This is a genomic window from Paraburkholderia sp. EG304 (genome assembly GCF_046543485.1).
Taxonomy (GTDB): domain Bacteria; phylum Pseudomonadota; class Gammaproteobacteria; order Burkholderiales; family Burkholderiaceae; genus Paraburkholderia; species Paraburkholderia youngii.
The window spans coordinates 50,059-71,485 of record NZ_JBKGUA010000004.1 but is presented as its reverse complement, the minus strand read 5'-3'; the positions used below and the strand labels follow the sequence as shown (position 1 = coordinate 71,485).

General features: G+C 63.5%; 21 protein-coding genes. 10 read left to right on the top strand and 11 right to left on the bottom strand.

Going from position 1 to position 21,427, the window contains the following annotated elements; all coding sequences use genetic code 11:
* The first annotated feature begins 55 nt into the window (after window positions 1–55).
* A complete protein-coding gene (ybaK, locus tag ACLFKU_RS06355) occupies window positions 56–547 on the top strand; it encodes a Cys-tRNA(Pro) deacylase (protein ID WP_184226397.1) in 492 nt (163 codons plus the stop codon).
* Window positions 548–689: 142 nt separating this feature from the next.
* Window positions 690–1,325: a glycerol-3-phosphate 1-O-acyltransferase PlsY gene (gene plsY / locus ACLFKU_RS06350; protein ID WP_368584753.1), complete on the top strand. Its 636-nt coding sequence runs from the start codon at window positions 690–692 to the stop codon at window positions 1,323–1,325.
* A 98-nt stretch (window positions 1,326–1,423) separates the two neighbouring features.
* Here plsY and ACLFKU_RS06345 read toward each other — a convergent pair whose 3' ends face one another.
* Window positions 1,424–1,909: a YajQ family cyclic di-GMP-binding protein gene (locus ACLFKU_RS06345; protein WP_018421633.1), complete on the bottom strand. Its 486-nt coding sequence runs from the start codon at window positions 1,907–1,909 to the stop codon at window positions 1,424–1,426.
* Between the two features lie 251 nt (window positions 1,910–2,160).
* Here ACLFKU_RS06345 and murB point away from each other — a divergent pair, with 251 nt between their 5' ends.
* Window positions 2,161–3,201, top strand: coding sequence for a UDP-N-acetylmuramate dehydrogenase (gene murB / locus ACLFKU_RS06340; RefSeq protein WP_410848534.1), 1,041 nt, complete (start codon window positions 2,161–2,163; stop codon window positions 3,199–3,201).
* Window positions 3,202–3,336: 135 nt separating this feature from the next.
* Here the strand turns inward: murB and argF are convergent, their stop codons facing one another.
* Window positions 3,337–4,266, bottom strand: a complete 930-nt coding sequence (gene argF / locus ACLFKU_RS06335) for an ornithine carbamoyltransferase (RefSeq protein ID WP_013090355.1) — start codon at window positions 4,264–4,266, stop codon at window positions 3,337–3,339.
* A 516-nt stretch (window positions 4,267–4,782) separates the two neighbouring features.
* Between argF and ACLFKU_RS06330 the strand changes: the two genes are divergently transcribed.
* Window positions 4,783–5,130 carry a DUF3579 domain-containing protein gene (locus ACLFKU_RS06330; RefSeq protein ID WP_368584755.1) on the top strand — a complete coding sequence of 116 codons (348 nt, stop codon included), beginning with the start codon at window positions 4,783–4,785 and terminating at the stop codon, window positions 5,128–5,130.
* 155 nt (window positions 5,131–5,285) lie between these two features.
* Here the strand turns inward: ACLFKU_RS06330 and rpsT are convergent, their stop codons facing one another.
* On the bottom strand, window positions 5,286–5,564 hold the full coding sequence (gene rpsT / locus ACLFKU_RS06325; protein WP_013090353.1) for a 30S ribosomal protein S20: 279 nt from the start codon (window positions 5,562–5,564) through the stop codon (window positions 5,286–5,288).
* 473 nt (window positions 5,565–6,037) lie between these two features.
* On the opposite strand from rpsT, the gene murJ reads away from it, so the two are divergent.
* Both murJ and ACLFKU_RS06315 read left to right on the top strand, forming a co-directional pair.
* On the top strand, window positions 6,038–7,588 hold the full coding sequence (gene murJ / locus ACLFKU_RS06320) for a murein biosynthesis integral membrane protein MurJ (protein WP_368584756.1): 1,551 nt from the start codon (window positions 6,038–6,040) through the stop codon (window positions 7,586–7,588).
* Window positions 7,589–7,593: 5 nt separating this feature from the next.
* The gene (locus tag ACLFKU_RS06315; RefSeq protein ID WP_176110260.1) at window positions 7,594–8,436 is read left to right on the top strand and encodes a SirB1 family protein; all 843 of its coding nucleotides are present in this window, start codon (window positions 7,594–7,596) and stop codon (window positions 8,434–8,436) included.
* Between the two features lie 80 nt (window positions 8,437–8,516).
* On the opposite strand, the gene ACLFKU_RS06310 is transcribed toward ACLFKU_RS06315, so the two are convergent.
* The 5 genes from ACLFKU_RS06310 to lpxK form a co-directional block, all read right to left on the bottom strand.
* A complete protein-coding gene (locus ACLFKU_RS06310; RefSeq protein WP_368584757.1) occupies window positions 8,517–9,275 on the bottom strand; it encodes a 3-hydroxyacyl-CoA dehydrogenase in 759 nt (252 codons plus the stop codon).
* Between the two features lie 259 nt (window positions 9,276–9,534).
* Complete coding sequence (adk, locus tag ACLFKU_RS06305) at window positions 9,535–10,200, bottom strand: adenylate kinase (RefSeq protein WP_176121699.1); 666 nt, start codon at window positions 10,198–10,200, stop codon at window positions 9,535–9,537.
* Between the two features lie 210 nt (window positions 10,201–10,410).
* Entirely contained in the window at window positions 10,411–11,205 is a 795-nt protein-coding gene (kdsB, locus tag ACLFKU_RS06300) for a 3-deoxy-manno-octulosonate cytidylyltransferase (protein WP_368584758.1), read from the bottom strand.
* Window positions 11,206–11,411: 206 nt separating this feature from the next.
* The gene (locus ACLFKU_RS06295; protein WP_007180583.1) at window positions 11,412–11,615 is read right to left on the bottom strand and encodes a Trm112 family protein; all 204 of its coding nucleotides are present in this window, start codon (window positions 11,613–11,615) and stop codon (window positions 11,412–11,414) included.
* Window positions 11,596–12,612: a tetraacyldisaccharide 4'-kinase gene (gene lpxK / locus ACLFKU_RS06290; protein ID WP_410848533.1), complete on the bottom strand. Its 1,017-nt coding sequence runs from the start codon at window positions 12,610–12,612 to the stop codon at window positions 11,596–11,598. Before lpxK ends, ACLFKU_RS06295 begins: the two co-directional genes overlap by 20 nt.
* Before the next feature lie 547 nt (window positions 12,613–13,159).
* Between lpxK and xseA the strand changes: the two genes are divergently transcribed.
* The 3 genes from xseA to ACLFKU_RS06275 all read left to right on the top strand — a co-directional run bounded on the left by xseA (window position 13,160) and on the right by ACLFKU_RS06275 (window position 16,402).
* Complete coding sequence (gene xseA / locus ACLFKU_RS06285; RefSeq protein WP_410848532.1) at window positions 13,160–14,539, top strand: exodeoxyribonuclease VII large subunit; 1,380 nt, start codon at window positions 13,160–13,162, stop codon at window positions 14,537–14,539.
* Window positions 14,540–14,765: 226 nt separating this feature from the next.
* Entirely contained in the window at window positions 14,766–15,344 is a 579-nt protein-coding gene (sodB, locus tag ACLFKU_RS06280) for a superoxide dismutase [Fe] (RefSeq protein ID WP_013090345.1), read from the top strand.
* Between the two features lie 503 nt (window positions 15,345–15,847).
* Window positions 15,848–16,402, top strand: coding sequence for a glycine zipper family protein (locus ACLFKU_RS06275; protein ID WP_368584761.1), 555 nt, complete (start codon window positions 15,848–15,850; stop codon window positions 16,400–16,402).
* Window positions 16,403–16,490: 88 nt separating this feature from the next.
* Here ACLFKU_RS06275 and ACLFKU_RS06270 read toward each other — a convergent pair whose 3' ends face one another.
* Together ACLFKU_RS06270 and clpP are read right to left on the bottom strand one after the other, a co-directional pair.
* A complete protein-coding gene (locus tag ACLFKU_RS06270) occupies window positions 16,491–18,038 on the bottom strand; it encodes an NYN domain-containing protein (RefSeq protein ID WP_410848667.1) in 1,548 nt (515 codons plus the stop codon).
* A 164-nt stretch (window positions 18,039–18,202) separates the two neighbouring features.
* On the bottom strand, window positions 18,203–18,850 hold the full coding sequence (gene clpP / locus ACLFKU_RS06265) for an ATP-dependent Clp endopeptidase proteolytic subunit ClpP (protein WP_176105216.1): 648 nt from the start codon (window positions 18,848–18,850) through the stop codon (window positions 18,203–18,205).
* Window positions 18,851–19,111: 261 nt separating this feature from the next.
* On the opposite strand from clpP, the gene ACLFKU_RS06260 reads away from it, so the two are divergent.
* The gene (locus ACLFKU_RS06260; protein ID WP_410848531.1) at window positions 19,112–20,167 is read left to right on the top strand and encodes a sigma-70 family RNA polymerase sigma factor; all 1,056 of its coding nucleotides are present in this window, start codon (window positions 19,112–19,114) and stop codon (window positions 20,165–20,167) included.
* On the opposite strand, the gene ACLFKU_RS06255 is transcribed toward ACLFKU_RS06260, so the two are convergent.
* A complete protein-coding gene (locus ACLFKU_RS06255; RefSeq protein ID WP_410848530.1) occupies window positions 20,123–21,397 on the bottom strand; it encodes an EAL domain-containing protein in 1,275 nt (424 codons plus the stop codon). The genes ACLFKU_RS06260 and ACLFKU_RS06255 overlap by 45 nt on opposite strands.
* Between the last annotated feature and the right edge of the window lie 30 nt (window positions 21,398–21,427).

The window sequence follows — 21,427 nt, the reverse complement described above, 5'->3', positions numbered from 1 at the left end:
ACAATTGCCGGTTTGGCAAATAGCCGTTGTGCAATCTCGCCATTACAATGCGCCGATGAGCAAATCCAGACACGTGTCCGAAACCCCCGCCACGCAGCTGCTGCGCCGTCACGGCGTCACGTTCGGCGAACATCCTTACGACTACGTCGAGCATGGCGGTACCGCGGAATCGGCGCGCCAGCTCGGTGTCGACGAGCATCATGTCGTGAAGACGCTGGTAATGGAAGACGAGCACGCGAAGCCGTTGATCGTGCTGATGCATGGCGATCGCACCGTCAGCACCAAGAACCTCGCGCGGCAGATCGGCGCGAAGCGCGTCGAGCCGTGCAAGCCCGAAGTCGCGAACCGGCATTCGGGTTATCTGATCGGCGGCACCTCGCCGTTCGGCACGCGCAAGCAGATGCCGGTGTATGTCGAGTCGACCATTCTCGAGATGGACAAAATCTGGTTGAACGGAGGGCGGCGCGGCTTTCTTGTCAGCATCGAGCCGAAAGTGCTCACGGATCTGCTCGCGGCGAAGCCGGTGCAGTGCGCGAGCGTGGACTGACGCCGACGGGCGAGTTGACGTTTGCCTGAATGTTTTTCGCGCGGACTCATTCGGTAAAATGTGCGCCGCCTCGTTTCGACGGGCGTACCCTGTTGCGGTTGGGGTATCGAATGTCAGACCGCGATCCTTATAAGAGTCCTAGATGCAAAACCTGATCGTCGCTGTCGTTGCCTATCTGATCGGTTCGTTGTCGTTTGCCGTGATCGTGAGCGCCGCGATGGGTCTCGACGACCCGCGCTCGTACGGCTCGGGCAACCCGGGCGCCACCAATGTGCTGCGCAGCGGCAGCAAGAAGGCCGCGATTCTGACGCTGATCGGCGACGCCTTCAAGGGCTGGCTGCCGGTGTGGCTGGTCGTGCAATTCGGTGCACGCTACGGGCTCGACGAGCGCTCGATCGCGATTGCGTCGCTCGCGGTGTTTCTCGGTCACCTGTATCCGGTCTTCTTCCGCTTCAAGGGCGGCAAGGGTGTCGCGACCGCTGCGGGCGTGCTGCTCGCGATCAACCCGACGCTCGGCGTCGCGACCTTGCTGACCTGGATCATCGTCGCGTTCTTCACGCGCTATTCGTCGCTGGCGGCGCTGTGCTCGGCGCTGTTCGCGCCGCTTTTCTACGTGTTCCTGTTCGGGCCGCGCATCGTTGCGCTCGCGGTTCTGGTGATGAGCCTGCTGCTCGTGTGGCGCCATCGCGGCAACATCGCGAAGCTGATGAAGGGGCAGGAGAGCCGTATCGGCGACAAAAAGAAGGCCGCCAGTCCGGCGGCCGGCAACGATCTTTGAAGTGGGCTGAGCCGCATCGCCCGGCCTGAGGCGAAGCGGCTCGAAGACTGTGTGCGCGGCGCAGCGCACCGCGTTGCAAGCCTCGCGCGCCGTACTGCTTAGTCGCGGAAGTTGTTGAAGTCGAGGGGCGTGTCGGTCACGTCCTTGCGCAGCATCGCGATCACGCTTTGCAGATCGTCGCGCTTCGCACCGGTGATGCGCACCGCGTCGCCCTGAATGCTCGCCTGAACCTTGATCTTGCTGTCCTTCACCAGACGCACGATTTTCTTCGACAGATCGCCCGACACGCCCTTCTTGATCTTGATGACCTGCTTGACCTTGTCGCCGCCGATCTTCTCGATCTTGCCGTAGTCGAGGAAGCGCACGTCGACGTTGCGCTTGGCCATTTTCGACAGCAGCACGTCCTTCACCTGGCCGAGCTTGAAGTCGTCGTCGGCGTACGCGGTGATTTCGTTTTCCTTGTGCTCGACGCGCGCGTCGGACCCCTTGAAGTCGAAACGCGTCGAAATTTCCTTGTTGGACTGCTCGATCGCGTTCTTGACTTCGATCATGTTCGCTTCGCAGACGACGTCAAACGATGGCATTGCTTTCTCCCAATAGTGCGGCAGTGCGCGACGCGGCCGGACGGCTGCGCGCGAGGCACTCGCTATAATCACGGACCGGACGTCATTTTACCGACGCCGCTCTCTTTTGCCCAAGGCCGCCGCGCGGCGCTGCTCGTGTAGTCAGGCGCGGTATTGGTCGTTTTTCGTTGTTTGCTGTTGCTTCCCGTTGTTGCCCTGTTGCCATTCCGATGCCCCAATCCGCTCTTGCCGCTCCCGTCGTCGCGTCTCTCATGGCCGGCTATTCGCTGAAGGCCCACAACACGTTCGGCTTCGACGTGCGCGCGCAGTTCGCGTGCCTGATCGAGCGTGAGGAGCAACTACCCGCTGCGGTGCGCGATCCGCGCGTCGCGGGCCTGCCGCGCCTCGTGCTCGGTGGCGGCAGCAACGTCGTGCTGACCGGCGACTTCGCCGGGCTCGTGCTGCTGGTGGCGCTGCGCGGCCGCCGCGTGGTGCGCGAGGATCAGCATGCGTGGTATGTCGAGGCGGCCGGCGGCGAGCCGTGGCACGAGTTCGTCGCGTGGACGTTGGCCCAGGGCATGCCCGGCCTCGAGAATCTCGCGCTGATACCGGGCACGGTCGGCGCGGCGCCGATCCAGAACATCGGCGCGTACGGGCTCGAAATCTGCGAACGCTTCGCATCGCTGAGGGCGATCGAGCTCGCGACCGGCAACGCCGTCGAACTCGACGCCGATGCATGCCGGTTCGGCTATCGCGACAGTTTTTTCAAGCGGGAAGGGCGCGAGCGCTTCGTGATCACGTCGGTCACGTTCCGTTTGCCAAAGGCGTGGCAGCCGCGCGCGGGCTACGCGGATCTCGCCCGTGAGCTGGCGGCGCGCGGTCCCGCGGCAAGCCAACTGGAAGCCGATGGTGCGGCCCTGCAGCCGACCGCGCAGGCCATTTTCGATGCGGTCGTCGCCGTGCGGCGCGCGAAGCTGCCCGATCCGCTCGAACTGGGCAATGCGGGGAGCTTCTTCAAAAATCCGGTGATCGAGGCCGCGCAGTTCGAGGCGCTGAAGCGCCGCGAGCCGGAAATCGTGTCGTACGCACAAGCGGATGGCCGGGTCAAGCTGGCGGCCGGCTGGCTGATCGACCGATGCGGCTGGAAGGGCCGCGCGATGGGCGCGGCCGCCGTGCATGAACGCCAGGCGCTGGTGCTGGTGAATCGCGGTGGCGCGAGCGGCACGGAAGTGCTGGCGCTGGCGCGGGCGATCCAGCACGAAGTGTTCGAGCAATTTGGCGTGGAGCTGGAGGCGGAGCCGGTTTGCCTGTGAGCGGAAGTGCGCTCTATGCGCGCTGACGTGCGGCGCTGAGTTTCACCACCGACGAATGCAAAAAGGCGCCGGGAGTTTCCTCCCGGCGCCTTTTTTTGTACCGTAGTCCCGGCGAGTGCCTGGTCAGCGGCCCGCTCAGTGATTGAGCTTGCCGAGCAGCAGGTATTCCATCAACGCCTTCTGCACGTGCAGACGGTTTTCCGCTTCATCCCACACGACGCTCTGCGGTCCGTCGATCACTTCCGCGCTGACCTCCTCGCCGCGATGGGCGGGCAGGCAGTGCATGAAGAGCGCGTCGGGATTCGCGCGCGCCATCATGTCGGCGTCCACGCACCAGTCGGCGAAGGCCTTCTTGCGCGCTTCGTTCTCGGCCTCGAAGCCCATGCTGGTCCACACGTCGGTGGTGACGAGATCGGCGCCCGCGCAGGCTTCGTTCGGGTCGTCGAACTCCTCGTAGAACGGCGCGCTTTCCGCCGCGACGAGCGCGCGGTCGAGCTTGTAGCCGGGCGGCGTGGACAGGCGCAGCTTGAAGCCGAGGATCTGCGCGGCTTCGATCCATGTGTACAGCATGTTGTTTGCGTCGCCGACCCACGCGACCGTCTTGTCGCGGATCGGACCGCGATGTTCGAAGTACGTGAAGATGTCCGCGAGCACCTGGCACGGGTGATACTCGTTCGTGAGCCCGTTGATCACCGGCACGCGCGAATTTTCGGCGAAGCGCTGAATGATGTCCTGGCCGAACGTGCGGATCATGATGATGTCCACCATGCGCGAGATGACCTGGGCGGCGTCTTCGATCGGCTCGCCGCGGCCGAGCTGCGTGTCGCGCGTGCTCATGAACACCGCGTGGCCGCCCAACTGGAAGATGCCGGCTTCGAACGACAGGCGCGTGCGCGTCGAATTCTTTTCGAAGATCATCGCCAGCGTGCGGTCATGCAGCGGGTGATAGGTCTCGTAGTTCTTGAATTTGCGTTTCAGGATGCGCGCGCGTTCCAGCACGTACTCGTAGTCTTCCAGCGAGAAGTCCTTGAACTGCAGGTAGTGGCGAATTTTCTTGGCGGTCATGAAACAAATACGGCGGTCTCACCCGGCAGGGTTGCCGGACTGCGCCGCCGTCGGTTTGGTGGTAACTCAATCCAGCATAAAGGATTTCGCCCTGTTTGACGAGTCAGCTGGAAGGCTGTGAAAGCTATTAGAAAGCTAATAGAAGGCGTTGTGTCGGGCTGCGCGAGGTCATCGGAGGGCACTTGTGTGCGCTGCGGAAAAGGGCCCGCTGCGCTATAATTTAAGGGTTATCCCATAGCCCAGCAGGCCGGCGTTTCGCATCAAGAAACGCGGCTAGCGCGGCGCGGAAAGTCCGTCATGGCGTGGCCGTCATGACAGGCGCCAGAGCGGTTCAGCCGGTTCGCCGCAGCGGTTCTCGTGGTGCGGCTCGTCATTGTTGCGTTAGCGCCAGGTCCCACGCACGTCGCAGGTGGCTGCAAGCGCTCGCCGTGCATGCCGCTTGCAGTGAATTCGAGCGTGCAATCGGTGTCGCCGGTTGGTCGTCAGTCCGCTGGGCAGTCACACAGGTATTTCTACATGGCCGAAGCAGCTCCAATCGAATATTTCATTCAGGGCATTACGTCGACCGGGAAAAGATTTCGGCCGAGCGACTGGTCGGAGCGGCTCGCGGGCGTCATGTCGTCGTTCGGGCCCGGCGTGAGGAAGGGGCCGAACGCCTATATGCAGTACTCGCTGTACGTGCGGCCAACCATGATCGGCGATCTCAAATGCGTGATTCTCGATTCGCGGCTGCGCGACATCGAGCCAATGGCCTTCGATTTCGTTCTGAACTTCGCGAAAGACAACGACCTCCTCGTCACCGAGGCGTGCGAACTAGAACTCGAGCATGCGCCTGCGCCGGAAGCCAAACGGCATGCGATCTGACGCAAGCTGGCCGGATCGGCAAAAGCAAAAACAAAAACCCGCAAGCAGCGGGTTTTTTTGTGGCTGGTCACCGAGCCAAAACAAAAAAGCCCGCCAAAGCGGGCTTCTTGTGCAGCGGAAACAGGAGGTAGCCCACCGAAGCGGGCCGACCGGAATTACTGCGCTGCGGGCGCTTGCAGACCCTTGATGGCTGCAGCGAGGCGGCTCTTGTGGCGAGCTGCCTTGTTCTTGTGAATGATGTTCTTGTCGGCGATGATGTCGATGGTCTTCGACGATGCCTTGAAGATTTCGGCGGCCTTGGCCTGGTCGCCTGCGTCGATTGCCTTGCGGACAGCCTTGATAGCCGTGCGGAACTTCGAGCGCAGTGCCGAGTTGTGCGAGTTTGCCTTCGCGGCCTGGCGGGCGCGCTTGCGTGCTTGTGCGGAGTTAGCCATGACGGTTCCTTATCCTGTTCCTGTTTCCAGTACCCGACCTTCAACGATGAGGCGAGGTGCTGCTTCTCGATCCGAACCCTTGGAAGCGATTGCCCAAGGGCGCAAAAGTGTCGAAAAAATCGATCGAACTACGCGAAGGCGGGCCCGTGTTTCAAGGCTTCGGATGTATTGACAGGCGGCGCTGCGCCAACCTGAGAATCCCGTCCGAAGACCGTGCGAAAACTGAGCAAGCTTCGAAACCGATGATTATAGCAACAAAATCAGGCACGTGACAACGGGAAACGCGCGACCGCGTCACAGTAAGGGGAGCGGCGTCATGATGACGCTGACGTGCTGGCACAGCACGGAAAGCCGCTGAAAAGACAAAAATCGCACTTTTCAGCCGATTGCGGCGAACGTCCGCGCAGCAAATCGGTCCGAATCGCGTCCCGGCTCGTCGCCCGCATTAGCGGGACCCGTATAATAAGCGCCCCATGAATCTATTCCGAGCCCTGCTGACGGTCAGCGGCTTCACGCTGCTGTCGCGCGTGACCGGACTGGCCCGTGAAACGCTGATCGCCCGTGCGTTCGGCGCCAGTCAATACACCGACGCTTTCTACGTCGCCTTTCGCATTCCGAACCTGCTGCGCCGCATTTCCGCCGAAGGCGCGTTCTCGCAGGCCTTCGTGCCGATCCTCGCCGAGTTCAAGAACCAGCAAGGCCACGACGCCACCAAGGCGCTCGTCGACGCGACCTCGACCGTGCTCGCGTGGGCGCTCGCCGTGCTGTCGGTGATCGGCGTGGTCGGCGCGTCGGGCGTCGTGTTCGTCGTCGCGTCGGGCCTTGCGCGCGAGGGCCATGCATACCAGCTCGCGGTCACGATGACGCGCATCATGTTCCCGTACATCATTTTCATTTCGCTGACGTCGCTGGCGTCGGGCGTGCTGAATACGTACCGGAACTTTTCGTTGCCCGCATTCGCGCCCGTGCTGTTGAACGTTTCGTTCATCGTCTCTGCGCTGTTTCTCGCGCCGCGCCTGCAAACGCCGGTCTATGCGCTCGCGTGGGCGGTGATCATCGGTGGCGTGCTGCAATTCGCGGTGCAGCTGCCGGGCCTCAAGAAGATCGACATGGTGCCGCGCATCGGCCTGAACCCGCTGCACGCGCTCGCGCATCGCGGCGTAAAGCGGGTCCTCGCGAAGATGGTGCCGGCGATGTTCGCGGTCTCGGTCGCGCAGATCAGCCTGATCATCAACACCAACATTGCATCGCACATCGGCCCCGGCGCGGTGTCGTGGATCAACTACGCCGACCGGCTGATGGAGTTTCCGACTGCGCTGCTCGGCGTCGCGCTGGGCACGATCCTGCTTCCGAGCCTGTCGAAGGCGCATGTCGATGCCGATTCGCACGAGTATTCGTCGCTGCTCGACTGGGGACTGCGCGTCACGTTCCTGCTCGCCGCACCAAGCGCGATCGCGCTGTTCTTTTTCGCCCAGCCGCTGACGGCGGTGCTGTTCAACTACGGCAAGTTCGACGGCACCGCGGTCGTGATGGTGAGCCGCGCGCTCGCCGCGTACGGCGTTGGCCTGATCGGCCTGATCCTGATCAAGATCCTTGCGCCGGGCTTCTACGCGAAGCAGGACATCAAGACGCCGGTGAAGATCGGCATCGGCGTGCTGGTCGTCACGCAGCTGTGCAACTACGCGTTCGTGCCGGTGTTCGCGCACGCGGGCCTCACGCTGAGCGTCGGGCTCGGCGCTTGCGTGAATGCGTTGCTTCTGTTCATCGGTCTGCGCAAACGCGGCATTTATACGCCGTCGAGCGGCTGGCTCAAGTTTTTCGTGCAGTTGCTCGGTGCGTGCTTAGTGCTCGCCGGCGTGATGCGCTGGCTTGCAATCAGCTTCGACTGGGTCGGCATGCATACCCAGCCGGTTAGCCGCATGGTGTTGCTCGGTGCGTGTCTCGTACTGTTCGCCGCGCTATATTTCGGTATGCTTTGGCTGATGGGCTTCAAGTACGCGTATTTCAAAAGGCGAGTGAAGTGATCACCATGTCGCGGGTTCTCGATTATTTCAGTACGCTCGTCGCCGAAGACGAGAGCCTGCCGCTGACCGAGACGGCGCTCTCGCTCGCGCAGGACGCCTATCCCGACCTCGATCTGCAGTCGGTGCTCGCCGAGATCGACGAGCTGGTGCTGCGGCTGCGCCGCCGCATGCCAGACGATGCCGACATCCGTCAGAAGGTTGGCATCCTCAATCGGTTCTTTTTCCGTGAACTCGGTTTCGCGAGCAATCTGAACGATTACTACGACCCCGACAACAGTCATCTGAACGTCGTACTCAAACGTCGCCGCGGGATTCCGATTTCACTCGCGGTGCTCTATCTGGAGATGGCCGAGCAATTCGGCGTTCCGGTGCGCGGGGTGTCGTTTCCGGGCCACTTCCTGCTGCGCGTGACGACGCCCGACGGCGACGTGATGCTCGATCCGACCACCGGTCATTCGCTGTCCGAAGCGCAGATGGTCGAGATGCTCGAACCGTACGTCGCGTCGGCTGGCGATTCGGTCGGCCGCGCGTTGCGCATGCTGCTGCAACCGGCCACGCGTCGCGAGATCGTCGCGCGGATGCTGCGCAACCTGAAGGCGATCTATCTGCAAACCGAGCGTTGGCAACGTCTGCTCGCCGTGCAGCAGCGGCTCGTCATTCTGCTGCCGGACAATATCGAGGAAGTGCGTGATCGCGGTTTCGCGTATGCGCGGCTCGATTATCTGCGGCCCGCGCTCGAGGACCTCGAAAGCTACCTTGGGGATCGCCCCGATGCGGAAGATGCCACCGTGGTCGAATCGCAACTGCATGAATTGCGGCAGCGCACGCGGCACGACGGCGGCGAATAGCGCCGCGCTTTCGCGCTGCATAAAAAGCAAACGCCTGCACATGTCGCACATGTACAGGCGTTTTTTTATCGCCACGCGCCTCACTTCGGCTGCATACGGATCGCGCCGTCCAGCCGGATCACCTCGCCGTTCAGCATCGGATTGTCGAAGATCTGCTTGGCGAGCATCGCGTATTCGGCCGGTTTGCCGAGGCGCGGGGGGAACGGCACCATCGCGCCGAGTGCGTCCTGCACTTCCTGCGGCATGCCGAGCAGCATCGGCGTTTCGAAGATGCCGGGAGCGATCGTCATCACGCGGATCGCGTTGCGCGACAGGTCGCGCGCGATCGGCAGCGTCATGCCGACCACGCCGCCTTTCGACGCGGAGTAGGCCGCCTGGCCGATCTGGCCGTCGAACGCGGCGACCGATGCGGTGTTGATGATCACGCCGCGTTCGCCACTGACGTTCGGCTCGTTCTTCGACATCTGCACGGCGGCGAGCCGGATCATGTTGAACGTGCCGATCAAGTTGATCGAGATCGTGCGCGTGAACAGATCGAGCGAATGAGGGCCATCCTTGCCGACGGTCTTCGCGGCCGGCGCGACGCCCGCGCAGTTGACGAGTCCGCGCAGCGTGCCGAGCTTCGTCGCGGCTTCGACGGCTCGTTGCGCGTCCTCTTCGCGGCTCACGTCGCATTTGACGAATACGCCGCCGAGTTCCTTGGCGAGCGCCTCGCCTGCGTCCAGATTCAGGTCGGCGAGCACGACCTTGCCGCCGTGCTCGACCAGCAGGCGCGCGGTGGCAGCGCCGAGCCCTGATGCACCGCCGGTGATCAGGAACACGTTGTCACGAATTTCCATGTCTTCTCCTTCGCTACGGTTGTTCAGTGCATTCTGGATCGAAGCGTTTTTCGACGATCGATTGTAGCGGCTGTGCTGCGCTGCGGAAAGCGACGGAGGCGGCGGACATGCGAGCGCTATGCAAGACCAACCGGTTCTGCTGGACGTTCCGTGCACAGCGCTTGCCGTTGCGGTTAGCGCGCTGAGCCAATAAAAAACCCGCCCAATGTGGGCGGGTTTCGGTCGAACGCAAACAGCGGAAATTTTAGATCAATCCAGCTTACTTCAGCGCGTCGAACGCACGGGCGCGAATTTCATCGACGCTGCCGAGGCCCGAAATGCGGCGATATTGGGGCGCTTTCACCGAGCTCGACGCATCGCCGTTCTTCGCCCAGCTGTTGTAGTACTCGATCAGCGGCTTGGTTTGCGATTCGTACACTTCCAGACGCTTCTTGACCGTTTCTTCCTTGTCGTCGTCGCGCTGGATCAGCGGCTCGCCCGTCACGTCGTCGATGCCCTCGACCTTCGGCGGGTTGAACGTCACGTGATACGTGCGGCCCGACGCAGGGTGCGAGCGGCGGCCGCTCATGCGCACGATGATCTCGTCGAACGGCACGTCGATCTCGAGCACGTAGTCGATCGCGACACCGGCCTGCTTCATTGCTTCGGCTTGCGGAATCGTGCGCGGGAAGCCGTCGAACAGGTAGCCGTTCGCGCAGTCCGGCTGTTGCAGACGTTCCTTCACGAGGTTGATGATCAGCTCATCCGTGACGAGCTCGCCGGCATCCATGAAGCGCTTTGCTTCGAGGCCGAGCGGCGTACCAGCCTTGACGGCCGCGCGCAGCATGTCGCCGGTCGAAATTTGCGGGATGCCGAACTTTTCCTTGATGAAGTTGGCCTGAGTGCCTTTGCCAGCACCCGGTGCACCCAACAGGATCAAACGCATGGATATCTCCAGATCTATGTGAATTCTTTGTTTGCGCAGCAGGCTTCCCGGCGATTCTCGCAGGTTCCGCATCGGCTACCGTTGGCTAGCTCGCGCTGCACGTCGGGACGACGGCGCTGCAAGATCCGCACAGCGCGACCGGGATAACCCGAGTGTCGCCTACGCTGGGAGGTGCGCATAACCGTTCGATTATGCCACGGCTTCCCGCGCTCAAGACCCGAATAAAGCCCGTACGCGCGCGAGATCGGCGGGGGTATCGACGCCCGGCAACGGCACCTCATGCGTGACCAGTACCGCGATGCGCTCGCCATGCCACATCGCGCGCAGCTGTTCGAGCGCTTCGACCTGCTCGATCGGCGAGATCGCGAGGCTCGGGTACGTGCGCAGAAATTTCGCGCGGTACGCGTACAGGCCAATGTGCCGGTATACGGCGGCGGGCGCGGGCGGCGCCGGCATCGACGCGACGTTGGGCCAGTGCGGCTGCCATGCGTCGCGCGCCCACGGGATCGGCGCGCGCGAGAAATACAGGGCGACGCCGCGCGCATCGGGCACGACCTTGACGACGTTCGGATTGAAAATTTCGGCGGGATCGGTGATCGGATGGGCGGCCGTCGCGATCGCGCAGTCGTCCGTCGTTGCCAGATGCGCGGCGACGCCGCGCACCAGCGCCGGGTCGATCAGCGGCTCGTCGCCCTGCACGTTGACGATGATCGTGTCGTCGCTCCAGCCGAAGCGCGTCGCCACTTCCGCGAGGCGGTCGGTGCCCGACGGATGGTCGGCGCGCGTGAGTACTGCGTCGAAGCCGTGGTCGTGCGCCGCGTCGAGCACTTCCTGCGCGTCCGACGCGACCAGCACCTGCTGCGCGCCCGATTCGCGCGCGCGCTCCGCGACGCGCACGACCATCGGTTTGCCGCCGATGTCCGCGAGCGGCTTGTTGGGCAGACGCGTCGACGCCAGACGGGCCGGCACGACAGCGATAAACGGATGAGGGGTGGTGTGGATCATCGGATCGGGAACGGGCGGCAATCAGGCCGGAGGAAGGGGCTGCGCGCGCGATGCGCACGCAGAGTCGGACATAAGCCGGAGCGGCAGAAACGGCTACGGATCGATCGTGGAGCACATACGGGCGGGCATTGGCGTTGACGAAGCTTTGCCCGGTGACCCGCGAGCGAGCGAGACGTCACGGCGCCGCGGTGCAGCGCCGCGCCGGGTCAGGCGACCGAGCCGGGATTCAGATCGACCGGCGTGCCTTCGACGGTCTGCCGCGCTTCATCGACGAGCATCACGGGAATGCCGTCGCGGATCGGATAGGCGAGCTTGTCCGCGTTGCAGATCAGTTCCTGCGCGGCGCGGTCGTAGCTGAGCGGGCCCTTGCAGATCGGGCAAACGAGGATTTCAAGCAGGCGAGCGTCCACGGACTTTCTCCACAACTAATGCAGTGAGGCGGTGATCAAGCGCGGCTTCGACCGGGACTACCCAGATGCGCGCGTCGTGCCAGGCCCCCAATTTTACCGCATCCTTTTCGGTAGTCAGGATCGCGTCGGCGTCGACGTCGGTGAACGGATTGCGCTCGAACGCGTAGTGGTCGGGCAGTGCGCGCGTCGTGGGCGTGATGCCGGCCGCGCGCACTGTCGCGAAAAAGCGTTCCGGCGCGCCGATGCCGGCCGCGGCCAGTACGCGTTGACCGGCGAATTGCGCGAGCGGGCGGCGCAGCGCGGGATTGTCGAGATGCCACGCGTCGGCGGGCGCGAGCTGCAGTGCGAACGTGTTCGGCCACGCGGGCAGGGTGCGCGCGTACGGATCATTGATCAGCGTCGCGTCCCGGCGGCGCGACAACGGCTCGCGCAGTGGCCCGGCCGGCAGCAGGAAGCCGTTGCCGCCGAGCCGGTGATCGAACACGACGAGTTCGACGTCGCGCGCGAGGCGATAGTGCTGCAAGCCGTCGTCGCTGACGATCACGTCGACGTCGCGATGGGCGGCGCAGAGCGCCTGCGCGGCGGCGACGCGATCCGGACAGACCCATACGGGTGCGCCGGTGCGGCGCGCGATCAGCAACGGCTCATCTCCGCCGACGCGCGCCGACGAACCGGGCGTGACCTGGGTCGGCGTGCTCACGCGCGCGCCGTAGCCGCGCGACACGATGCCAGGCGTGAAGCCCGCGGTGCGCAACGCTTCGACGAGCGCTATGACGGTCGGCGTCTTGCCGGTGCCCCCCACCGTCACGTTGCCGACCACCACCACCGGCACGCCGACGCGCACCGACTTCAGCCAGCCTTGCGAAAACGCGGCGCGGCGCGCGGCCGCGACCGCGCCGAACACGCAGGCGAGCGGCGTCAGCGCCCAGGCGAGCGGGCCGCGTTGCTGCCATTCGCGCGCGAGGCGCGCTGCGAGACGGTCGCTGAGTTCGCTCATGGGCGGGTTGCGGGCAAGGACTGCATGCCGTGCGCACTACGCGGGGTCAACATCAACGCGGTTCTCCGGGCAATCGAATGCGAATACGGTCGAAAAATGAGGTGCAAACCGCGCGGCGAAAGGGCTCGTGCTTATCGGCCTCAGGCCGGCCAGCTCCCCGGCGCACCGCGCGATCGGCATGCCGTCGAACCCGCAACTCTAGCGCGCGAGCGTCCCGGCCGGCAAGTCGCGCAGGGCTTGATGGACGCCGGTCCATGCTATGTGCGGTCGCCCACAGTCTGTGGATAACTTTGTGGAGAACCTACCATCCGATCGTCCGGGAGGGCCATTCCGTGCGCTTTGGATCGAAGTGCTCGCTCTCTATTGAGATGCAAACGCCATATAAATCAAGGGTCTGCCAGGAATCTATTGGCGTTGGCGGGCGTTCTGGCGGAATTCGTCAGGCGGTTCCCGCCATGTGGACACTTTTAACAATCCTGCGATTCCGGCTGGACGCCGCTCGTCGCTCGGTCTATCGTCTGTCCGGCCAGCGCTATTTATTCCTCGCATGAACCCCGAAAATCCTTTTGCTTCGGCGGCCACACCAGGCGGTGAGGTCGTCGTTCCCGTCTCCGCGCTCAATCGCGCGATCGGCACGATGCTCGAACGCTCGTTTCCACTCGTTTGGGTTGCGGGCGAAGTGTCGAACTTCACGCGCGCCGCGAGTGGTCACTGGTATTTCTCGATCAAGGACGCGCAGGCGCAGATGCGCTGTGTGATGTTCCGTGGTCGCGCGCAGTACGCCGAATTCATGCCGCGCGAAGGCGATCGCATCGAAGTGCGCGCCCTCGTGACGATGTACGAACCGCGCGGTGAATTGCAACTGAATGTCGAAGCGGTGCGCCGTACCGGTCAGGGGCGTCTGTATGAAGCGTTTCTGCGGTTGAAGGCGCAGCTCGAAGCCGAAGGGTTGTTCGCCGCCGAGCGCAAACGCGCGCTGCCGACGCATCCGCGCGCGATCGGTATTGTCACGTCGTTGCAGGCGGCCGCATTGCGCGACGTGCTGACGACGCTCTCGCGCCGCGCGCCGCATATTCCGGTGATCGTTTATCCGGCGCCGGTGCAGGGCGCGGGTGTCAGCGCGAAGCTGGCGGCGATGGTCGAGACGGCTGGCGCGCGCCGCGAGGTCGACGTGCTGATCGTGTGTCGCGGCGGCGGCTCGATCGAAGATCTGTGGGCGTTCAACGAAGAAGTGCTCGCGCGCGCGATTGCCGAAAGCGTGATACCCGTGGTGAGCGGCGTCGGCCACGAGACCGATTTCACGATTGCCGATTTCGCCGCCGACGTACGTGCGCCGACGCCGACCGGGGCCGCCGAACTCGTGAGTCCGCAGCGCGTCATGCTGCTGCGCGAACTCGATCATCGGCACGCGACGCTCGCGCGCGGGTTCGGCCGCATGATGGAGCGGCGCGCGCAGCAGCTCGACTGGCTGACGCGCCGGCTCGTGTCGCCAGCCGAGCGGCTCGCGCGGCAGCGCACGCATTTGCAGCAACTGCGCGTGCGGCTCGCGTCAGCGGGCGCGCGGCCGGTGCGCGACGCCCGAGCCCGATTCTCGCTCTTGCAGATGCGCTGGCAACGCTGGCGGCCGGATCTCGCGGCCGAGCGCACGCGCATCCACACGCTGGCGCAACGCCTGAATGCAGCGCTGTCGCGCCAGCATGAACGTCAGGTCGCGCGCATCGACATGCTCGGCGCGCGACTCGAAGTGCTGAGTCCGCAGCGCACGCTCGAGCGCGGCTATGCGGCCGTGCTCGATGCGCAAAGCGGTCGGGCGATTCGCACGCCGTCGTCGCTGAAACCCGGACGTCGTTTGACGATGCATCTCGCCGAAGGCTCGGCCGACGTCGCGCTCGCCGACGTGCAAGCACGTCTGACTGACGGCTTCTGACGTTTTGCCGGGTGGGCGCGTGGCGCCTATCTCCTGTCATGTCCTGCCTGCCGACGACCCGGGCACGCGCCATGCGCGCCCTTCCGAAGGGCCTTGCGCACGGCGTGTTCGACATGCCGGACATAAAGGCCGGTCGTTTGCGGGGTTATTCCAACTCGCCTACAATCGAGTGCTCGATAGCGTCATCCGCAGACTCCCCACAACAGATATAGAGAAGGAAAGCACCATGGAACATACGCTCCCGCCGCTGCCGTTTGCGAAAAACGCGCTCGCTCCGCACATGTCGGAAGAGACGCTCGAGTTTCACTATGGCAAGCATCACCAGACCTATGTGACCAACCTGAACAATCTGATCAAGGGCACGGAGTTCGAGAACCTGTCGCTGGAAGAGATCGTCAAGAAGTCGTCGGGCGGTATCTTCAACAATTCGGCTCAGGTGTGGAATCACACGTTCTTCTGGAACAGCCTTTCGCCGCAAGGTGGCGGTGCACCGACCGGCGCGCTCGCTGACGCGATCAACGCGAAGTGGGGTTCGTTCGACAAGTTCAAGGAAGAGTTTGCGAAGACCGCGGTCGGCACGTTCGGCTCGGGCTGGGCATGGCTCGTGAAGAAGGCCGATGGTTCGCTCGACCTCGTGTCGACGAGCAACGCCGCCACGCCGCTCACCACCGACGCCAAGGCGCTGCTGACGATCGACGTTTGGGAGCACGCTTACTACATCGACTATCGCAATGCGCGTCCGAAGTTCGTCGAAGCGTACTGGAACATCGTCAACTGGGACTTCGCAGCGAAGAACTTCGCTTGAGATTGCCGGTTGCAGCTCGTCGTCTGATGTCGTGATCCTTGCGGTCGCGATTGAAGATGGTAGCTAGAGACGAAGGCCCTCCATCGCGAGGGCTTTTTCTTTTTCTGCGGCGGATTGGAACGGTAGGGATCGCTTCTGAAAGAAGTTTGTCACAGTTGGTAACCGCGGTTTCGCGGGGCGCTAAGTGGACCTCGACGGCCGCCCGTCGACTTCGCCGGGCTGGCGGGGGCGGGCGCGCCGCAGGCAATGCGAGCCGCTGCGGCGGCGAGAATGAACCGGTTGATTGAGGCGGCCTCCGCGCGGTCGATTGGCTTGGGCGGCGGGGACCGTTTGACACTAGTGTGGGCGGCGGTCCCTGTCGATATAACCTACCCAACGCCGCGACGATGCGCAGCCGGGGCGAGGCTCGGCGGCCGTGCAAAAACTTTCTGTAACTAAGCCGTAACCACGGAATTTCGCGATTAGCCTAACGTTTGAATTCCAATCCTCTGAAGTGCACCACCATGATTTCCAGCAATAAAACGATCAGCCTGGCGATTCCCGCCGCAGTCATCGCGCTCGCGTTAGGCGGTTGCGCAGTGGCGCCCCCGAGCGGCCCGAGCATAGCCGCGATGCCGCGCAGCGGCGAGCCGCTCAGCCAGTTCCAGCAGAACGACTACGAGTGCCGCGACTACGCGAATCAAACGACGAATCCGTCCGGCGCTGCGCAGGCAGCCACCACGAACAGCGTGAACAGCGCGGCACTCGGCACGCTCGGCGGCGCGGCGGTTGGCGCGCTGCTCGGCGCCGCGGCGGGCAACGCCGGCGCGGGTGCGGCGATCGGGGCGGGCAGCGGTCTGCTGATCGGCGGCGCGAACGGCGCGAACGGCGCCCAGTACTCGGCGGCCGGCTTGCAGGCACGCTATGACACCGCCTACGCCCAGTGCATGACCTCGAAGGGCGAGACGATCGCTCAGCCGCAGCCTTACTATTCGACGCAGCCGGTGTATGTTGCGCCCCGTCCTTACTACTACGCACCGCCTCCGCCCGTCATGTATGCGCCTTATCCGGCCTACTGAACGGTGATAGTGGGGGGCCGGCCGGCTTGCTTGTCTTGCATTGTCGGCCGGTAGCTTGTAGCGACGACCGTCGAATCCGTGCCGCTGTTTACTCCGTGCTGTCCGTCGACGCCGCTTTGCGCGGACGACGGCTGCGAGACGCCGTTTTACGGGTGACCTTCCTGGTGGCCTCAGGTCCTTCTTCCGAGTTGACTGCCGGAGCAGCGGCCTCGGCCGGCGCCGCGATCTCAGGGACTTCCTCGATCGTGCGCGGTGTACTTTTTTTCACTTTCTTCGCGGCCGTTTTGCGCGAAGCGCGCTTTTTGACGCTTTCACGCTGTGCGGGGTGGTCGCTGTCGAGGGTTTGCTCGATTTCTTGACCGAAGACGACTTGTTCGGCGGCTGTATCCGCTGCCGCTGTTACAGCGCGAGCTTCGCTGTTTTCACCTATCGGTTCAGTGACGAACTCGTCTTGGAGCGGCGCGCGTTCACGCGGCTCCTGCCGCGGGGCAGACTCGGCGGGCTCCGCCTGTTCGGTGAGAGCCGGAGCGCCAGCCGCAGGTTCTTCATCAGCCGTTTCGTGGTGCCCCCGCTTGCCGTGCACAGCCTCCTGACCCCGGGCCGCCTTGCGGTTGCCGCGCTCCTTACGACGCGACTTATGCTTACCGCCCGACTCGGACGCGGCCGCTTGCGCGGCCTGCGCTTGATACGAATGTTCGGCCGCCTGTTCGGCCGACGCCGACTCAGCCGACCCCGTTTCAGCAGACTCCGCCGCGGTTTCGCCGATATTTTCACTGGCCGCTTCACTCGCGACGTTCACGGCCGTGCTTCGATAAACGTACGCGCCTGACTTTTCATCGCGGCCGAATTCGAGTAGCCCGCGCGCCTGCGCTTCTTCCAGCAGATTGCCGAAAGCGCGAAACCCGTAATACGTTTCGTTGAAATCCGGTTTGCGCCGTTTGATCGCGTTCTTCAGCACGGACGCCCAGATCTTGCCGCTGTCGCCACGTTCGGAAGCGAGTGCGTCGAACGTCTGCACCGCAATTTCAACAGCCTTGCTGCGACGCTTCTCCAGATCTTCCTTCGGCGGGGCTTTCTCTTCATCAGCCGCACGTTTGGCTGCCTGCTGCGCGCTCTGCTGCTGGCGCGACGATTCGCGCCTCGCGACTGCGCGCTGACTTTCGCGTACGAGATCGTCGTAAAAGAAGAACTCGTCGCAGTTCGCAATCAGCAAATCCGACGTGGACTGCTGCACACCGACGCCGATGACCTGTTTGGCGTTCTCGCGCAGTTTCGACACGAGCGGCGAAAAATCGGAATCACCACTGATGATGACGAACGTATTGACGTGCGATTTCGTATAACAGAGATCGAGCGCATCGACGACGAGCCGAATGTCGGCGGAATTTTTGCCCGATTGGCGCACGTGCGGAATTTCGATCAACTCGAAATTGGCCTCATGCATGGCCCCTTTGAAACTCTTGTAGCGATCCCAGTCGCAATACGCCTTCTTGACGACGATGCTGCCCTTCAGCAGCAGGCGCTCGAGTACAAGCTTGATATCGAACTTGTCGTATTTCGCGTCGCGCACGCCAAGCGCGACGTTCTCGAAGTCGCAGAACAGCGCCATGCTGACGTTTTCGTTGGATGACGCCATGTGTATCTCCATTGAAGCGGTCGTCGAAGTAGACGAATCGCGACATGATAGCGATTCCAGCGAAGGTGAGCAGCTTTTGTGGTGCGCTCGCACCGATAGTTGGATGGGAATTTGCAGCAAGCGGTTTGTCCGGCCGCCCAGCGAGCGGCTCCATGTCAGTGCCGTTACAGAGTGTCGCGACGACCTGCGTTGTTCCACGTCGCGCGAGCTTCCAGCACGTCGTCGATCAATCCGTATTCCCTCGCTTCGAGCGCCGACATGAAGTTGTCGCGGTCGGTATCGCGCGCGATATCTTCGATGCTGCGTCCGGTGCGTTCGGCCATCATCGCATTCAGACGCGCTCGCACATACAGCACCTCCTTCGCCTGAATTTCGATGTCCGCCGCGGTGCCCTGACCACCGCCGGACGGCTGGTGAATCATGATGCGCGCATTCGGTAGCGCATACCGTTTGCCGCGTTGACCCGCGGTGAGCAGAAAGGTGCCCATGCTCGCGGCAAAGCCCGTGCACAAGGTCGAGACCTCCGGCTTGATGAACTGCATGGTGTCGTAAATCGCGAGGCCGTCATACACCGAGCCGCCGGGCGAGTTGATGTAAAAAGAAATATCCTTGTCGGGGTTCTCCGATTCGAGAAACAGCAATTGTGCGACGATCAGACTGGCTGACTGCTCGTTCACGGGCCCGACAAGAAACACGATGCGCTCGCGCAGCAGGCGGGAGTAGATGTCATAGGCGCGCTCGCCCCGGCCGGATTGTTCGATCACCGTGGGCACGAGGCCCAGGGCGGAGACAGACGGGTAACTGGAAGGCATGGATTCCTCGTTCAGGATGGATAGCACGGGCATTCGGGGATGCGCAGCCCGCCTCGGATCAGAAGCCGCGTGACATGCGCGGGTTGTTGCTCATTTGACGAAGCAGCGACCGGCGTTGTGACAGAAATTTTTTTGCGCCGAGCTGTCACATCAACCGTTGCCCACGCGTCAAGCTCAGGAATACCGAACACGACGCGCGCCTGAGCCATGCCACTGGGTGTACAGCCGCTTTTTCACGACGCAATATCGGGAGGTCTACGCATGACGGAACAGGGAATCGACAAGGCATCCAGTTTCGAGGCCGCGCGCGCCCGTCTGCTGGCGCTCGCATATCGGATGCTTGGCAGTCGTGCGGAGGCCGAAGACGTGGTGCAGGACGTCTGGCTCAAATGGCATCTTGCCGATACGCAGGCGGTGCAAACGCCGGTCGCGTGGCTTACCACGCTCACCACGCGCGCGGCGATCGACCGTCTGCGGCACGCGCAGCGCGAGCGCGCGTCGCAGGCTAGCGGCTGGTTGCCGGAGCCGTGGCTCGACGAGGTCGCACCGTCGGCGGAGGAGTTGGCATTGCGCGCGGCCGATATGTCATATGGCGTGATGTTGCTGCTCGAACATCTCAAGCCAGACGAACGCGCGGCGTTCGTCCTGCATGAAGCGTTCGAATGCGGTTATGCGGAAATCGCGTCGATTCTCGAGCGCACACCGGCCGCTTGCCGGCAAATGGTTCATCGCGCCAAGGAGCGTCTGAAACGGGCGGGCGCGCCATTGGAGCGGCCCGATCCAGCGGCGCACGGGCGCATCGTCGAGCGATTGCGCGCGGCGCTCGAAGCGCAAGACCGGGCGGGCTTGCTGCAGCTTTTCAACGACGCGCCGCAACTGATCAGCGACGTACCTCTGTACGCTACACCCACTCCAATCCCCACGGCCAACCTGGCCCTTCGCGCACAAGGGCCGACACCTGGAGCCGAAGCGCAGGGCGCCCCCGAACCCGGTTCAGGTCAGAAGTGGATCGCTGTGGTTACATCGCTCGCGCAACAGGCGAGCTATACCGAGGTGGTGTCGATGGCGGGCGCGGTGTGTATCGCACTGTTCTGCGACGGCGACATCGTCGGGCTAATCGACGTGGTGACGGATGGCGCAACGGACCTTTCGGCGAGAATCGTCTCACTGCGCATCGTGACCAGCGCCGCGCATTTGCGGGCGGCCAACCGAATGCTGGGCCGTGACGCGGTCAGGGAACTGCTTGCCCGCATCAAGGGCCCTCGGGGCGTGTCAGTTGCGGTGAGCCGCGACTTCCCAGTTGATGTCGACGCATAGCACCTGCGTACCATGCGAGTTATGCGCGGCAATCGAGGCCGTGACGCACAGATGCGCTTCGTTGATCGACAGATACGGCGGCGTTAGATGAACCCGCCCCGGTTGACGCATCGCCTGAATGAAGTACGGGCGGCGCTCCCAACTGGCGCCTTCGGAGTGCAGCAGCGGGCTGAAGCGCTTTGCACGTTGCGATGTGCGGCCCGGTGGCAGCACGTTGTCGCCGATCTGCCGGCCCGAACCGTCCAGGACAAAGCAGCGTGCCGTTTCTCCGAGCGCGAGCAGAGGTGCGGTCGCCTGCGCGATCGATTCCCCGGCAATCAGCTGCGCTGCGGCGGCCTCGAGCGCGGTGACATACGGTGCGAGCCGCGCGGATTGCGGTTTCTCTCGAGCGGCAACGCGTTCGCGCAGCGAGGCGGAGAGCGAATCCATCAGGCCAGCGGCAACTTGTGGCTTGACGGGTTCGACGCTCGGGCCTGCGAAAAATGCGCCCTGGACGAAATCTACGTTGCATTCGAGCGCGATCAGCGCGTCACGCTCGGTGCTCAGACCGCCCATCAGTACCAGTTGCCCGGACTCGTGCAACAGAGAGACGAGGCCCGGCAAGACACGCTCGATGTGCGAGTGTTCACTCGCTTGCGCGAGGATGCAGCGGTCGAGCGTCACGATGTCCGGCCGCAGATTCCACACGCGGTCGATGTTCGAATGCTTGGCGCCAAAGCCGTCGAGCGCGATCAGAAAACCGGACTTGCGCAGCGAATCGACGATTTCGGCGAAGCGCGTGGTTTCGCCGCCGGCCTGTTCGGATACTTCGAGCACCACGCGTTGCGGCGGCAGACCGAGCGTCTTCAGGCTGGCAAGCAGCGCGTCGCCGTAGCTGGTGTCCATCAGTGCGGCCGGATGCAGGCTGAGGAAGAGCCATTCGTCGTGGCTGTCGAACGCGTTGAAGTTGCCGAGGTGCAGCGATTCGGCCAGCCGCCCGAGTTCCAGCAGGTCGCCGCGTCGCGCGGCCTGCGTAAAGACTTCGTGCGACGGCACTTGCTGCTCATGCTCGTCGTGCACGCGCAGCGACGCGTGATACCCGATCGCGCGCCGGTGCGATACCGAGAAGACCGGTTGAAACACGCTGAAAACGGTGTAGCCGCCATACAGAACGGTACGGCGCGAGCCTTCGTCGCCGGCCATCGGGCGTGGTGGCTGGAAGCCGGGAGGATCGAGTTCGATCATGCTCATCATGTCGGTCGTGTGGAAATGGCGGCGCTT